Origin of the sequence: Leucobacter japonicus, assembly GCF_001273855.1 — a bacterium.
Lineage (GTDB): Bacteria > Actinomycetota > Actinomycetes > Actinomycetales > Microbacteriaceae > Leucobacter > Leucobacter japonicus.
Window position 1 is genome coordinate 77,758 of sequence record NZ_JHBX01000107.1, and the last position, 15,863, is coordinate 93,620.

Genomic DNA, 15,863 nt, shown 5'->3' on the forward strand with positions numbered 1-15,863 from the left:
TCGACCGGATCCTTCGCTCCTCACTCACTCGGCGCAATGTCTGCCCAAGGTGAGGTTCACCTAAGTAATCCAACTTCTAGTCTGGTCCGCCTCATCAGATGATGCAAGTTTTCCGGCTGTTCGCACGACTGAAATTGCACTCGAGCAGCAGGCCGCCCGGGCGCAAGCGATTACTTCTTCACCGTCAGCGTTGCGACCGCACTGTACGCAGCGTTGAGGTTCGCGCTGCCGACGAACTTCACTTTCACCTTGTGCGAGCCGGCAGACAACTTCGGCAAGTTCACCGCTGCCGTTCCCGCAGAGCTCAGCGTCGACGTCGCGATCTTCTTCGACCCGTCATACACCTCAACGCGCAGCTTCGAGGCCTGCGCCTTGAGGACCCCTGGCACCTTCACCCCCACAGTGACCTGCGCGGCCTGCTTCGTCGTTACTGATGGCTTGGCAAACTTCGCCGTGACCGATGGCGTGACTTTCGTGACCTTGAGCTGTGCCGAAGCTGCCGAAGCGAGCGCATACGACCCCGTCGCCGGAGCGAATGATGCGGTCACGGTCTGGGCACCCACCGAAACTGGCGCATTCACTCTGAACACGGCAGCGCCATTCTGCACGGAGGCGGAGTAGCGTTTCCCAGCGACCGTCACGGTTGCGATGCCGGTAGCGACCGCCCCACTCGCCGAGGGTTTCACACCTACGGTGATGGTCTCAGCCCCGTTGTACGCAACCGTGCTCGGGCTCAGTTTAATGGTCGTTGTCGTCTTCGCATTGGCTGAAGCCGACGCCTGCGCCGATGAGCCTGCGACACTCAGCGAGTTGCTCGGCACGAAGACTGCACCGAGCGTGCGTGCGCCCGCTGTGCTGAACGAGAGTGACTTCGTGGCGATACCGTTCGTCACGACGACCGGCGTTCCGACGGGCTTGCCCTGCTCAGTGAATTGCACCGTGCCCGAGGCCCCCGCGGGCAGCACGGTGGCACGCGCCGTCACCGCAGTTCCCACCGTTGACGTCACCGGCGAAGCGCTGAGTTGGGTACTCGTGGCGGCGACCGGCACCCGCACCGAGAAGGTCACGGGATCCATTGCGGTTCCCGCCGTGTAGAAGTTCGCGAAGACCGGAACACCCTCGGGCGCCAGAACCGTCGGCGCCGCCGACCAGGTTGCGGTGCCCGAAGCGATGACGGGCTGGTTTAACGTCATCGTGGCAACCCGCATCGCGTGCAGATCATAGGCCTCGCCGCTGAGCGCGACACCCGCCGCATCTGCCACCAAGACAGCTTTCGTCGGAGATTCGATCTGGATTGCCAGGTGTGAAAGCGTCACGTCGAGTGCTCCCCCATGACCGAGGAAGTGGATCGACGCCTCAGCGGGGAACTGAATCTGCGCAGTGTCCAGAGCGTCCGAAATCACGCCCGAACCGGCGTTCCAGTGAAAGTTCGAGCCGTCGAACGTCGCCCCGCCTGACGCGCTGATCGAACCGTGCGCGATCGGGCCGGTGAGGTAGCTCCGGAACGACTCTTTCACACCCCAGTTCAGGCCGCCGTCGGAGATCACAACGCCGGAGGCGAGCGGAGCCACGGTCGAGTCATCGGCCGAGGCGACGGATGACACGGCGCTGACACCAGTCAACCCGATCGTGCCGGTGGCAATAATCGCGAGTGCGACACGGAGACGGGATCGCAGAGACATGAGCGGGCTCCTGGTGAGGTCGAGGGATCACCCAAGCGGGTTCGTCCTCATCGATTGTAGATGCAGCGAAACAGTTGCGGCCCTGCCGCACTCCGAAGAGCATGGCAGGGCCGCAACTGCGTGGCGTTCGCGTTACGCAGTTGCGCGTCGGCGTCCGATCATCAGACCGGCACCGAGCAGCAGCACGAAGGCGCCGCCGACGAGCAGGCCGGTGAAGTCACCGCCACCAGTGGTCGCGAGACCCTTGGCGCCGGCAACGGCCGGCTTGGTGACCACTGAGTCGACCGTGCCGCCGGTGTTGCCGGAGCCCGAGCCGTTCGCGCCGGTGCCAGCACCGTTCGCGCCTCCATCAGCCGCACCGTTCGAGCCGGAACCCGCGGTGCCGTCGGTGATGGTCACGTTGATTTCGAGCGAATTCGACACCGAGCCGGCAACCGACTCGTCGTTCGATGCGAAGGACGCAACGATGACGTTGTTGCCGTTGACGAGGTCGGTGGTCACCTTCGCGATGCCGGCCTCGACCGGGACAGTGCCGATCGATGCACCGTTGTTCGTGAAGGTCACGGTGCCGGTCGCGGTGGACGGTGCGATCGTCGCGGTGAACTCCACACCCTTCGGGCTGCCGCCCACCGTGGCTGAAGTGGTCAGCGTGGTGGTCGATTCAGTGATCTGAGGAGCGGCCTCAGAAACGGTGAAGTTCGCGCGCAGAGTCGCGGGAACGTTCAGGCCTCGCACCTCGATGACGTGATCGCCAAGCGCGAAGTCGGCGGGAACGTCCCACTTCACTGCGGCCACGCCCGAGCTATCGACCACGACGTTCTCGAGCTGGATCGGCTCGTTCGCTGCGGGCGCATCGGCTGCCGCGGCAACACGTGCCGCCGGAACGGCAGGATCGATCCAGACCTCGAACTCGTTGCCCTCGGCGTACGGCCCGACGGCGAACTCCACGGCTTCGCCCTGACGCACCTGAGCCGCACCAGGCTCCTGACCACCGATGGTGATCGCGGGCTTGACGGCAACGGTCACCTCGATGGCGTTGGAGGTCGAGTTGATCACATTCGCGGCGTCAGCCGGGGTGAACTTCGCGGTGATCTCGTTCGTGCCCACGGGCAGCTGAGCGGTGGTCAGCGTCGCAACGCCGCCCTGCACCTGCGCGGGCGCGCCGAGTGCGACGGAACCGTTCAAGAACTGCACGGTGCCTGCCTGATCAGCCGGGGAGATTTCGGCACGCAGCTCGACATCATCACCCTGCAACACGCTGGCAGCGTTCGACGACAACGTGGTCGTGGTCGCGACGAGCGGAGCGCCGTAGTTGACGCGCACGGCCTGCTCCTGCGAGGCGTTGTTCACGCCACCGGCGCCATAGGTGAAGACACCGTAGCTGCCATTGGTCGTCGCTGGCTTGGACGCGTCGCGATTCTGCAGCGTCGCCGTCCATTCGAACGAGCCATCAGCGTTCAACTCGACCCACTGACCGCGCACCGCTGACTGGAAGTTGGTCGGAATCTGGTCGACGGTGTTTTCCGTCAATACCCAGCCCTGAGCCGCCACCACGCGCTCCGTCGAAGCTGCGTTCTTGGACGGCTGCCAGTTCTCGCCGAACTCGCCGAACACGACGTAGGTGCCCTGGGGCAAGGTGTTCGGAATCGGCACACCACGACCACCAACGTTGGCCTCAGGATCAAAGCCCGACCCCTTGACGACCAGCTTGTCGCCAGCCGAGACGCGCGTGTTGCCTACGGGGGTCACACCATCGGCCTGGAAGACCTCGATCTTCGGTGCCCACACCTTCTTCTCGGTGACCGTGACCACCGAGCTGGACGACGTCGACGCGGCGTACGACGCGGCATCAGTGGGGGTGAACGTCGCGGTAATAGCGTTCTCACCGACCGGAAGATCGCTGGTGGAGAGCTTCGCGACACCGTTCGAAACGGGGACGGCCGATCCGATTGCGGTCGCGCCGTTGCTAAAGGTCACAGCGCCTGCGGCAGCTGCGGGAGCCACCGTCGCGGTCAGTTCGACTGCGTCACCGGCGGTGGCGGTCGGCGTGCTCGCGCTCAGCGTGGTCGTGGTCTCCGTCGCCGGAACCGCCGCGATCGGAGCCGTGAAGGTGATCGGGTCGAGTCCCGCAGTCGTAGCGTTGTAGAAGCCGCCGAAGGCTGCGAGGCCCTCAGGGGTCATCGTCGCTGCAGCGTTGGTCCAGGTGTAGGACGATCCGCTGACCGTGGGGGCGGGAAGCACGACGTCGGCGAAGTGCACGTCGTCGAGCGAGTAGGTGTCGCCCACCGTGGTCGTATCCACGTACTCGCGACCGTCGACGTCGAGGTAGAACTCGGCCGTCGTCGGCGAGGTGATCTTGATCTGCGGCTGCGTGAACGCGAGGTCGAGGATGAAGTCGTCACCGCTCGCGTGGCCCTGGAAGTGCACGCCGTCGTTTTCGCCGAACGCGATGTCGAGGTCGGAACCATCGAGGTTCGCGGAACCCGTTCCGCCTGTCCAGGAGTAGGGCCCGTCACCGGTCGTCGCGCCGAGCACCGTGGCCGTGCCCTTGGCGATCGGGCTCGTGATGTAGTTGCGGAACGACGTCTTGACGCCCCAGCTCAGGGTCGCATCTGCAACGACGCCCTCACCCGGTGCGGCGTTCGCTGCTGCGGGCACCAGTACTGCGCCACCGGCGACGAGCAGACCTGCCGTCGCAGTCGCGAGCAGGCGGCGCCAACTCTTCTGTGCAGTCATGAAGAAAGCACTCCTTTTCTGATCAAGAATCGGCCGCCGCGCATGCAGCAACACACTCATCGGACTGAGCTGAGGCTCACCTAACCCACAGCACCGCGTCTAGTCTGACGATTTTCATCGGATGTTGCAACTCGCACGTGGCGTTCGGCGTCCGTGCAGCACTCGCACAGTCGACGAAACAGCCGTGGCCGATGCAGAGCGCGTTCGGCTCCCGCATCGGCCACGGCTCGTGGCGATCAGTGCTGTTCGTGCCGGATCGCGTCTCGTTCCGCACCCGAGCGTCGACGCGCCAGCACAACGACTCCGCTCCCGAGTAGCAATGCGAGCACCGCAGCTGTGGTCAACGTGCCCACTTCCGACCCGCCCGTTCGGGCGAGGTCGCCCGAACCGCCCTGGGAGTCAGCCTGAGTGCTCCGTGTACCAGTGCTCTCCGACGAGCCCGGCTGCGGCGAACCCCCACTCGTGCCCGAGGCTTCAGCGGCACTTCCGCTCGCATTGCCGACGCCGTTCGCACTCGCGCCTGCCGTGACGCCGCCCTCGCTTCCGCCTGCGGTGCCGGCACCGGCATCCGCCGACCCGGCTGCCCCGGAATCTGCTTCGGCGTCGCTCTCCGCATCGATGGCTGCGACGGACAGCGACGCAGCATCAGTCGCGGTGCTGCCCTCGCTATTGGTGAACACCGCGCGGAACTCCCACGCCCCCACATCCTCGGGGACGAGGAACGGCGTCGTGTATTCCGCACCGGTCGCACCGGTGATGTCCGTCCAGCCGTCATCGGCTGCGGCGAGCGCAGTCGCTCGTGAAGCCTCGGGTACGGCAGTCGCGGCTCGCTTCTGCCACTGCACGGTCGGGCTCGGCTCCCCCGAAGCCGCCGCGGTGAACTCAGCGCGACCCCCCACCTGCGCGGTCGTGGACTGCGGCTGCTGGGTGATCCGGGGCGCCGAGACCGAAATGACCGGCAGTTCTGCCTTCGCCGATGAGAAGTCGACGATGAAAGGATTCGCCACCTTGTTGGCATCCGCGGAGCCTCCCGAGGAGTACCAGTACGACGAGAGGCCGGTCGCGAGTTGGAAGTTCACGAATGACTGCGGCCAGGCTCCCCAATCAGCCCCGGTGCGCGACTGCGCCGCGGCGACACCTGATGGGATCTCAACGGAGACACCGCGATAGTCGGGCGTCACTGTATCGGCATTCAGTGTGTCGAGAGTCATCCCGGTGAACGTCGCGATCGTTGCGCCGGCAACCGGCTCGAGCGGCGTCTTCTGATCGGGGTTCGCCATGTCGCCGGCGTACCCCGCCAGATCACCGCTGAGCGTGCCGGTACCGTCGGCCGCTACTTCGAGCACCGGGTCGGACACCGTGAATGGCACGAGTCCGCCGTACATGTTGACCGACCAAGAACCTTCCCAACGCACGACGGCAGAGCCGTCCGCCTGTACCAGCGCACTCCCGTTCGACAGTTCCACGAGCTGCCGACCACCCGCGGCAATGAACGACTCGCGATTGTCGTACTGCGCTTCGAGTCGTTGACCCGCCGTTTCGTGCACGATGCGCACGTTTCCCTCGGAGCTGCGATACGACGCGGCGGTGCCGTCGGAGACACCCGCACTGAAGTGGTTCGCCACGCGCGTCGGAGCGAGGTGCTGCAACTCAGCATTTCCGTCCCACTCGAACCCGACCCCGGTGTACGTCAATCCGCCCTCGGGAATCGTTCCCTTCGGCACGACCGTGAGCGTCACGGTGTCCGAGATGTTTTCGCCGACCTCGTTCGTCAGCACGGAGCGGAACCGCTGGCCCGAGATCGCGTCTGACGCCACAACCGAGAGCTTCGAGCCATCGGGCTGGTAGGTCGCGTCCTCCACGATTTCGGCCCACTCCTCACCTTCCAGCCGTTCCCAGCGCTGCGAGCCGTCTGCCGCGTTCACCGGCGTCGCAGTGAACACCGCAGTGTCACCGTCAAAGACGGAGAGCGACACCGGCTGCTGCAAGAACTGCGGAGCGGTGCGCACGGTGACCGTTGCCGCCTCGCTGGCGATCGCTCCAGCGCGGTTCGCAACGACCGCCCGATATTCCGCCCCGTGGTCGTGTGCACCGACAACTGTCTCCAGCTCGGCGCCACGAGCGTCGGGGATGGTGAGGAACGACTCCGCTCCCGCGGCACGACGTTGCCAAGTGATATCGGCCTCAGGCACCGACTCCGCACCGACACGGAACGTCGCGATTCCCTCTGTCTCGCCGAAGGCGAGTGTCACGGTCTGCGCCTGCGGCTGCTCGGTGATCGTCGGCGAAACGTTCAATTGGTAACGCACCAACCCGTAGTCACCCTGCGCGTCGCGAATGGTCGTGTATACGCTCAGATCATCGGCAACGGCGAACATGCCGCTCGTCGCCATGCCCTCGATGGCAATGCGCTTGGCAATACCTGCATCATCGAATTCGAGCACGGTCGATCGATCGCCGGCCGCACCGAAGACTCGATTGCGCTGCTCGTCGTATGCAAGCGCGTTCACCGAGTACGTTCCGATATCGGGCGCGTGGTCCGCCTGAACCAGTTCGCCGTCTTTCCAGGTCAGCACAGCACTGTTCGGGCCGCCGTTCGCCGCCGTGCGCACGCCGAAGACACCGGTCTGAGTCACGATGAACGGGTCGAGCCCGACGTAATTTCGACCGTTGATGTAGCGAGGCGCAGCGATGTCAGCCACGTCGACCCCGGCATCGGTGAACGACAGTCGCCACATCGAGGTGAAGTTGGGTTCGCGGTCGGTCCGTGCGGATGCGAGTTTTCGGGAGATCAATGACCCGTCCGCCTCGACCTGCATGGCCGCATAGGCCGCCGTGTTGTTGCTCGCGCTCGGCAGAGTTTCGACCGGAGATGCAATCCACGAATCGTCATCGTTCTGGTGGAAACTGTGCAGCTCGTTCTGCTTCAGCGATTCGCTCGCGAGATCGGATCCTCGCAGCGCTACGTGCACTTCGTTGCGCACCGGGTTCCAGACGATGCTCTGGACGCTGGCGGTTGCGAGCGCGACATCTGCGATCCATACCGCGTCGTTCGGGAGCGCTCCGACTTCGGTGACGACAAACGCTCGTGCCGCTTCATCCCACGCCGCGACGCGCAGCGAATTGTCGATGATGGTGCTGGAGTCACTGCTCGTTACCGAGAAGAAGATCCTCTCTGCATCCGCGTCGAATCCGGAGCGCATGCGACTATCCATCGCAGGGAACTCGATCTGGTCGATCGTCTCTAGCGTCGTTGTATCGCGCATCGCGATGCGCATGGTTCCGGTACCCGTGGCTCCAGTGGGGGAATGGAATTCGACCGTTGCGACACGCGTGCCACCGCGGAGGGGATACACGCGTTCGAAGCTCGAGGCCAATACGTCGCTCCCCAGTGACGTCACGTTTCCGGCGGTGTAGAGCTCAGTGCCGGGCTCCGTCCACGTTTCGGCTCCGGGGTGCGCCCCCGGGCCGGCGTACTCGAACGCGATGGAATCGAGCACCGTGCCCGCCTCGTAATAGCCGGCGAACGCCTGAGCACCCGTCTCCGTGAGAGCGGCGCTGATACCGCTCCAGCGCGTCGTCGTCCCGTCGGTGTCGAGTTGGGCGGTCTCGAGCGACAAGTCTGCGAACGCGATGCGCCCGTAATCCACGATCTCGCCGGTGACCGCGCTCTTGCTCGTAAGGTTGCCGAGCAGGGTGCGCGCCTCGGGACCGAGCACGATCTCGAGATCCGAGATCGAGATGTTGAGCGTGCACGTCTCGGCTGTTGCGCCGCTGCAGTAGCCCAACATGCGCACCTCACCCGCAAACGCGACCGAGGTACCCGCGTCTTCCGAGAACGAACCTTCACGAAGTGGGAACGTAAACGAGTTCTGCTCGTCGAAAGCTGCCCCGCCGCTGACGTGCGTGCCGGCGAGCTGCCCCTCGGGGGCCGGCCCACCGACATAATTCCTCAGCGAGGCTTTGATCCCCCACTCGAGCGTTCCCGAGTCAATGCTCACTGCGCCGGATTCCGCAGGCGCTTCGGGCTCGGCGTGCGCAGCGCTGATACCGAGGCTTCCCAGCGTTCCGAAAGCGAGGAGGAGCGACACGGCAGCCGCGGTGAAACGGTTCGTGCGCGCTCTGGGACGATGGGCGATGGCGGGGTGCATATGCGTGCTTTCGAGTCGATGCAGGATGCGCCGCCCGTCATGAAGACCGAGCGGCGCATCACCGGAGCTGATTAGAAATCGATGCTCTGCAGGTTGTACGAGTAGGTGCTTGAGGCGGGATCGTGGCGGAAGAACACGACCGCGCAATTGTCGACCGCGCAGTCAACGGTGTAGGGCGCCCCCGCATGCGAACCGCTGAAGCTCTCCTTCACCTTGAGTGTCCCGGTGAGGCTCGTTGCACCGGCGCTGCTCGCAGCGAAGTAGCCTGCGGCGATGTAGCAACGTGCTTCGGCGTTATTCACCCAGGCGTCTTCGTCGCAGACCGCGGCACGAATGGCACCGGATCCACCGTCGGTGAAGCCCGATGCTGAGACGGCAACGGTCTGGTCATCCACGAGTCCGCTGCTGGGGGTCACCGATGCGGTACCGACCAGCGAAAGCGTCGCAGCCTGCGCGCCTGAAGCACCAGCGAACAGCAGTGCACCTGCGGCGACAACGGCGAGAGCCGAGCGAACGAAGGGGGTCTTCAGCGTCATATTCTTGTCCTCACTTCACTTTGGGGTTACAGTGCGGAGTGGCCGGGTGACCGTTCCGCGTGCACATGGCAGCTCGATTTCGAGCGCCATGCTCAAGGTCCTCGGCCATCGGAGCGAGCGTTCAACACTTCACCGGAGAACGCTCGCTCCTCCGACTCGATCGCCTCAAGAGTGAACACGAATAGGCAGTTCGCGGTAACCGAACGGCTCCATCGTTGCCAACCAACCCAGTCTTATTAGGTCAGCCTTACCAAGATCAGACTAAACAGTTCTCACGGTGCCCGTCAAGCAATTTCCCAGGTTTCGCTCGCGGCGCTCGCCCATGAGTTCAGCCACCAGCATTCGGGCACCCCAGCGGCGTACACTGGGCGGGCGCAATCAACCCTCGGAGGTCGCCATGAGCAAGCCGATCGACTCGGCCGATTACCCGTTCCAGCTCAGCGAAAGCGAGTGGCGCGAACGGCTTTCCGCAGAGGAGTACGCGGTACTCCGCAATCAGGGCACCGAACGCGCCGGCACGGGCGAGCTGCTCGATGAGGAACGCGACGGCCTCTACCGCTGCCGCGCCTGCGGCAACGAGCTCTTCGTCGCCGGCACCAAGTTCGACTCGGGATGCGGCTGGCCGAGCTTCTACGAGAGCGTGCGCCCCGGCGCCGTCGAGCTGCTCGAAGATCGCAGCCTCGGCATGGTGCGCACCGAAGTGCGCTGCGCCGAATGCGGTTCGCATCTGGGCCACGTCTTCCCCGACGGCTTCGGCACCCCGACGGGTGACCGATACTGCATGAATTCGCTCTCGCTCAGCTTCGAGCCCGGCGCCTCCGCCGACCCCGCATGAGCGAGTTCGGCGGCCCGGCCTACCGCGCGCTCAAACGACGCCGCTCCCACTCCCGAGTCACCGATGAGGCACCGAGCCACGAGGAACTCGCGGAGTACATCGGCGCGATGACGAGCGTCGCCGACCATTCGCGGCTGCGCCCGTGGCGCGTGATCGAATTGCGCGGCAAGGCGAGGAAGAAGCTCGCGAAGGGGCTCGCCAAGGCATCAGGCGAGGATCGCGGCAAGCAGATCGCCAAGATGACTCGGGCGCCACTCATTCTCGTCTTCGTCGTCAGCCCGCGCGAGAGCCGCAAGGTGCCCCTGTGGGAGCAGGAGTCCGTCGCGAACGGCGTCGCTCACTTCCTCGGGCTCCTGCTGCACGAGTCGGGTTGGGGGTCGATCTGGAAGAGCGGCACGCACACGCGCAGCAAGGCCGTGCGCAAGGCGCTCGGGGTCAAGAAGCCTGAGTACCTGCTCGGCTGGATGCACGTCGGCGGCATCCCGGAGCGTGATCGCAAGGAGAAGCCGCGCAAGCCGCTCGATGTCTCGAAGCACCTGAGCGCTCCAAAGTAGCGGCGCCGGGCAGCCCGGCCACTCGGCTGCGCGGCCCGCCCATGCCGACGCTCAGGCCGCGGAGCTTCGCCGGCCGGGAAGCGCGGCAATGACGACCGCGAGGAGCGCCACCGCTGATCCGGCAATCATGCCCTGCGTCAGCCCGCCCGCGAGCGGAACCCCGGCCTCGAACGCGACCGACGCCAGAAGCTGGCCCGCGACATTCGACATGCTGAGCAGCAGCACACCCGCGGTGCGCACCAGCATCGCCGCGATGGCGATGAAGAGCGTGCCGATAATGCCGCCGATGTAGAAGTACGGTGCCGTGGGCCACTCCGTCGGCCAGCCGGTGACCCCCACTGATACGACTGCCATGACGACGAGGATCGTTGTGCCCACGACGAAATTCACGAAGGTCGACGTGATCGCGCTCTGAGCCGCTGCGCGCACCAACCCGTTCACCATCGACTGCGCGGAGACGAGCGCACCGATGACCACCGGGAAGACCATCAGCCAGACGCCGTGCACGCCGCTCAGACCGACCGACAGTGCGACTGCAACGATCGCGAGTGCGGTGCCCGCGATACGCATCGGGGTGGGATCAATGCGACCACCCGGCCCCAGACCCACACGATCGAGCACCAGCCCGCCGAGCACCTGGCCGGCAACGATGCCGACGGTGAACAGCGCGAGCCCCGTGATCGGCGCGACCAGCCCCTGGGCCAGCACGAAAAACGCGCCGCCCGCGCCGCCGAAGAGCGTCCAGAGCGGCAGTGACCCGGAACGCACCTCGGTACGTATCTGGCGCAGGCCCGCTCGGCCGCGGCGCGAAATGAGCATCGCAAGACACATCACGACGAGCCCCGAACCGAAAGACGCCGCAGCGGTCACGTACCCGTTGCCGAGCTCCTGGCTCAGCCCGCCGTTGATACGGGATTGCAGGGCGACGAGCACGCCTGCGAGCCCCGACCCGACCAGAGCAGCCCACACGGGCAGTTTCGATTGCGACACTCCCCCAACAGTACTCCGGTGCGCGGGCGGGCCGGTGGCACCTGCGAGCCCAGCCCCGTCCGTTCCGCTTCCCAGCCCGTCGAGCCCCTCTGATGTCGCCGAACGCCCCCAAAGTGTGCGCGCAGATCGCAGGGACTCGGCGAGAAGAGGGGCGCTCGGCAGGGCGAGCGCCGCAGCCGTCTCGGCTGCGGACACCGACAGGCACCGACGCGAAAGGCCCCGCATTGCGGGGCCTTTTCTGAGTTGCGCCGCCGGCTCTGCGCCCCCACGCGATGCGTGGTGCCTTGCGAGTTGCGGCGCCGTGTGCGCCGCCGGCTCTGCGTCACCACGCGATGCGTGGTGCCTTTGAGCCGCCTGTCGGACTCGAACCGACCACCTGCGCTTTACAAGGGCGCTGCTCTACCGGATGAGCTAAGGCGGCAATGGGGGCGGCCGACGAACGGCCGCCCCGGTCTAGCTTACTTGGCGTCGTCCTCGTCGGATGACGCGTTCTTCTGATTCTGCTCCAGCTCGCCCTTCACCTTCAACAGGTACGACTCGAGGTCGCCGTCGCGGCTCTGGCTCCACTGCTGACCGTTCACGATCACCGTGGGGGTGCTGACGAGTCGCTGCGGCTGGTCGGCGTCCTGCGGCGTCACGCCGTCTGCGCTGAGCAGCTGGGCGCCCTTGGCGAGGCCGAGGATGCCCACTTCGCTGACCTGCTTGTAGTTCGCAGCGATGAAGCTGCCGAACTGGCGGTCTTTCACGCACTGGCGCAGCTCGGTGGTGTCTTCAGCGCCCGCGGCCACAGCCTGCTCGACGAGCTGATCGTCGGTGAGACCCGTGGTGCTTTCAGCCGGCTGCACGTCGGCGCTGAGCAGCGTGTTGTGCAGCTTGAATGCGTAGTCGGGCTGCTGATCGACCACGCAGGCGAAGAGGTTCGCCGCGCGGGTCGAGTACTTCGTGCCAAGCGACGCGTTGTCGAGGAAGTTGAGCGGGTAGATCTCGAGGTTCACGTCGCCTGAGCCGACGTAGTTCTCAAACATGGTGCCGTACTGCTGCTCGAACTGGCCGCAGTAGGGGCACATGTAGTCGGCGTAGAGCGTCACGTTGACCGGCAGCTCATCGGTGTTGGTCTCGGGTGCCACGCGGTCTCCGCCGGCTTCGAGCGCCGGGCCCGACACGACCTTGAGGTCTTTGGTGATGACCGCGCCGCCCGATGCCATGTTCTCGGGCCCGGGGCCCGCCGGCTTGATCGACTGGGTGAGCACGAGCGCCACGATCGCGAGCACGGCGAGCACACCGACGGCGATGCCACCCTGCAGGAAGATGCGGTTGCGCTTCTCCCGCTTCTTCTCCTGCACGCGCGCAGCAGCTGCCTGTTCGCGCGCCTGAGCGCGACGCTCATTCTTCGTGGGACGGGGATTCGTCTCGTTTGCCATGAATATCTCTCAGTTGGTCCGCCGCAGCGGATCACGGATCAGTGTGGAGGGCGCGAGCGCCTTACTTCTTCTTGCCGGAGCGGCGCTCCGCGCGATTCGATGTACCGTTTCCGGTCTGCTGACCGAATGCTCCGCGAGCCTGCTGAGCGGGCTTCCCCGACGCGGAGTTCTTTGCCTCAGCACCGCTGACCGCGGGCGCGCCGTCTTCGTCGGGAGCGCTGTAGCTGAGCTTCGACTGGTCAGTGGTCTGCTCGGCTTCGAGTCCGCCACCCTCCAAGTGCACATGATCCTGCGGGCCTTCGGCGGGGCGCACCTTGACCTCGAGGTTGTAGAGCAGCCCCATGGACTCCTCCTTGATCTGGCCCATCATGCCCTCGAACATGTTGTAGCCTTCGCGCTGGTACTCGACCAGCGGATCGCGCTGCGCCATTGCGCGGAGGCCGATGCCCTCCTTGAGGTATTCCATCTCGTAAAGGTGGTCGCGCCAGCGGCGATCAATCGTGGCGAGCACGACGCGACGCTCGAGCTCGCGCATCGCCTCGCCTCCGAGCGCCTGTTCGCGCGTCTCGTAGGCGACCTCGGCGTCCGAGAGAATCTCGCGACGGAGGAACGCCCGATCGACGCGCCGCGAACCGCCTGCCTCGGCGAGCAGCTCGTCGATGGTGAGCCCGACCGGGTAGACCTGGCGCAGATCGCTGAAGAGAGCGTCGAAGTCCCAGTCGTCATCGCGCCCGTGCGAATCGAGGATCGCATCGATCGTCTGCTCGCGGAACGCGTCGATGCGCGGTTCGATCTCTTCGCCGTCGAGAATCTGCTGGCGATCGCTGTAGATCGCCTTGCGCTGGCGGTCCAGAACGTCGTCATACTTCAGCACGTTCTTGCGAATCTCGGCATTGCGCTGCTCGACCTGGCTCTGCGCGCTCTGAATCGCGCGCGTGACGACCTTCGACTCGATCGCGAGATCGTCGGGGAAGCTGCCGCGGTTCATCAGCGCTGCCGCTGCACCCGAGTTGAAGAGGCGCATGAGATCGTCGCCGAGCGAGAGATAGAAGCGGCTCTCACCCGGGTCGCCCTGACGGCCCGAACGACCGCGGAGCTGGTTGTCGATGCGGCGCGATTCGTGACGCTCGGTGCCGAGCACGTAGAGCCCGCCCACATCGATGACCTTCGCGGCTTCGCCCGACACGGTCTCCTTGACCGCGGCGAACACGTCGTCCCACGCAGCCTCGTAGGCCTCCGGATCTTCGTCGGTCGACAGACCGCGTGCGGCCATCTCCTGCACCGCGAGGAATTCAGCGTTGCCGCCGAGCATGATGTCGGTACCGCGACCGGCCATGTTCGTCGCAACGGTGACCGAACCGAGACGGCCGGCCTGGGCGATGATCGCCGCTTCGCGCGCGTGGTTCTTGGCGTTGAGCACCTCGTGGCGCACGCCGGCCTTGGCGAGCAGACGCGACAGGTACTCGCTCTTCTCGACACTCGTCGTGCCGACGAGCACCGGCTGGCCCTTCTCGTGGCGCTCGGCGATGTCGACGACGACCTGCGCGAACTTCGCCTCCTCGTTCTTGTAGACGAGGTCGGGCTGATCCTTGCGCTGCATGCCGCGGTTCGTCGGAATCGGTACGACGCCGAGCTTGTACGTCGACATGAACTCGCTGGCCTCGGTCTCGGCGGTACCCGTCATGCCCGAGAGCTTCTCGTAGAGACGGAAGTAGTTCTGCAGCGTGACCGTCGCCAGCATCTGGTTCTCGGCCTTGACCTGCACGCCTTCCTTGGCCTCGATGGCCTGGTGCATGCCCTCGTTGTAGCGGCGCCCGGCGAGAATACGACCGGTGTGCTCGTCGACGATCAGCACCTCGCCGTTGAGCACGACATAATCTTTGTCGCGCGTGAACAGCGCGTTTGCCTTGATCGAGTTGTTCAGGAACGAGATCAGCGGGGTGTTCACCGACTCGTACAGGTTCGTGATGCCGAGGTGATCCTCGACCTTCTCGATACCGGGCTCGAGCACACCGACGGTGCGCTTCTTCTCATCGACTTCGAAGTCGACGCCGGCCTCGAGCTTGCGGGCGATGCGTGCGAACTCGCCGAACCAGCGGTTCGCCTCACCCGATGCCGGGCCCGAGATGATGAGCGGGGTACGCGCCTCGTCGATGAGGATCGAGTCGACCTCATCGATGACGGCGAAGAAGTGACCGCGCTGCACGCGCTCCTCAGCACTCGACGCCATATTGTCGCGGAGGTAGTCGAAGCCGAACTCATTGTTCGTGCCGTAGGTGATGTCGGCGTTGTACTGCTCACGGCGCGTCGCGGGGTCTTGGCCCGACACGATGCAGCCAGTGGTCATGCCGAGCGCGCGGAACACGCGGCCCATCAGATCGCTCTGGTAGCTGGCGAGGTAGTCGTTCACGGTGACGACGTGCACGCCCTTGCCCGCGAGCGCGTTCAGGTACGACGGCATGGTCGCGACGAGCGTCTTGCCCTCACCCGTTTTCATCTCGGAGATGTTGCCGAGGTGCAGGTTCGCGCCGCCCATGATCTGCACGGGGAACGGGTTGAGGCCGATCGTGCGCTTCGCAGCCTCGCGCACCGCGGCGAACGCTTCAGGGAGCAGATCGTCGAGCGTCTCGCCCTTTTCCAGGCGTTCGCGGAACTCTGTGGTCTCCTCGCGCAGCTCCTCATCGCTGAGGTCTGCAAAGGTGCTCTCCAGATTCGCTACGAGCTTTGCCTGCCGCTCGAGCTTCTTCAGGATGCGCCCTTCGCCGACGCGAAGAAGCTTTTCGAGAACTGTCGCCACGTTGTCTCTCCTGTACGTTCTGCACGGTGGAAGTCACCTCGGATGAGGTGCACCGCCGTTGCCAAATTGTGACAACTCCTCAGCTTAGCAATGGCTTGCCGCGTCGCGGCTGGGGAGATGCCAAGATGGGGCAACGGAGTTTTCCGTGACGCACCCGATCC

At 65.3% G+C, this 15,863-nt stretch carries 9 protein-coding genes and 1 tRNA gene; 2 read left to right on the forward strand and 8 right to left on the reverse strand.

What is annotated here, in order from left to right; all coding sequences use genetic code 11:
* Positions 1-170 precede the first annotated feature (170 nt).
* The 4 genes from AMS67_RS09095 to AMS67_RS09110 form a co-directional block, all read right to left on the reverse strand.
* Complete coding sequence (locus AMS67_RS09095) at positions 171-1,682, reverse strand: HtaA domain-containing protein (RefSeq protein ID WP_053387096.1); 1,512 nt, start codon at positions 1,680-1,682, stop codon at positions 171-173.
* 132 nt (positions 1,683-1,814) lie between these two features.
* Positions 1,815-4,418, reverse strand: a complete 2,604-nt coding sequence (locus tag AMS67_RS09100; RefSeq protein ID WP_053387097.1) for an HtaA domain-containing protein — start codon at positions 4,416-4,418, stop codon at positions 1,815-1,817.
* A gap of 236 nt (positions 4,419-4,654) precedes the next feature.
* Complete coding sequence (locus AMS67_RS09105) at positions 4,655-8,569, reverse strand: HtaA domain-containing protein (protein WP_053387098.1); 3,915 nt, start codon at positions 8,567-8,569, stop codon at positions 4,655-4,657.
* 71 nt (positions 8,570-8,640) lie between these two features.
* Positions 8,641-9,105 carry a neocarzinostatin apoprotein domain-containing protein gene (locus AMS67_RS09110; protein WP_053387099.1) on the reverse strand — a complete coding sequence of 155 codons (465 nt, stop codon included), beginning with the start codon at positions 9,103-9,105 and terminating at the stop codon, positions 8,641-8,643.
* Between the two features lie 397 nt (positions 9,106-9,502).
* Between AMS67_RS09110 and msrB the strand changes: the two genes are divergently transcribed.
* Positions 9,503-9,940, forward strand: coding sequence for a peptide-methionine (R)-S-oxide reductase MsrB (gene msrB, locus AMS67_RS09115; RefSeq protein ID WP_053387100.1), 438 nt, complete (start codon positions 9,503-9,505; stop codon positions 9,938-9,940).
* Positions 9,937-10,494 (forward strand): nitroreductase family protein, encoded by a 558-nt coding sequence (locus AMS67_RS09120; protein ID WP_053387101.1) that lies wholly within the window; start codon positions 9,937-9,939, stop codon positions 10,492-10,494. Before msrB ends, AMS67_RS09120 begins: the two co-directional genes overlap by 4 nt.
* 51 nt (positions 10,495-10,545) lie before the next feature.
* Here the strand turns inward: AMS67_RS09120 and AMS67_RS09125 are convergent, their stop codons facing one another.
* The 4 genes from AMS67_RS09125 to secA all read right to left on the reverse strand — a co-directional run bounded on the left by AMS67_RS09125 (position 10,546) and on the right by secA (position 15,702).
* A complete protein-coding gene (locus tag AMS67_RS09125; RefSeq protein WP_053387102.1) occupies positions 10,546-11,484 on the reverse strand; it encodes a DMT family transporter in 939 nt (312 codons plus the stop codon).
* 348 nt (positions 11,485-11,832) lie between these two features.
* A tRNA-Thr gene (locus AMS67_RS09130) sits at positions 11,833-11,905 on the reverse strand.
* Between the two features lie 37 nt (positions 11,906-11,942).
* On the reverse strand, positions 11,943-12,905 hold the full coding sequence (locus tag AMS67_RS09135; protein WP_053387103.1) for a DsbA family protein: 963 nt from the start codon (positions 12,903-12,905) through the stop codon (positions 11,943-11,945).
* A 61-nt stretch (positions 12,906-12,966) separates the two neighbouring features.
* Positions 12,967-15,702 (reverse strand): preprotein translocase subunit SecA, encoded by a 2,736-nt coding sequence (secA, locus tag AMS67_RS09140; RefSeq protein WP_053387104.1) that lies wholly within the window; start codon positions 15,700-15,702, stop codon positions 12,967-12,969.
* Positions 15,703-15,863 lie beyond the last annotated feature (161 nt).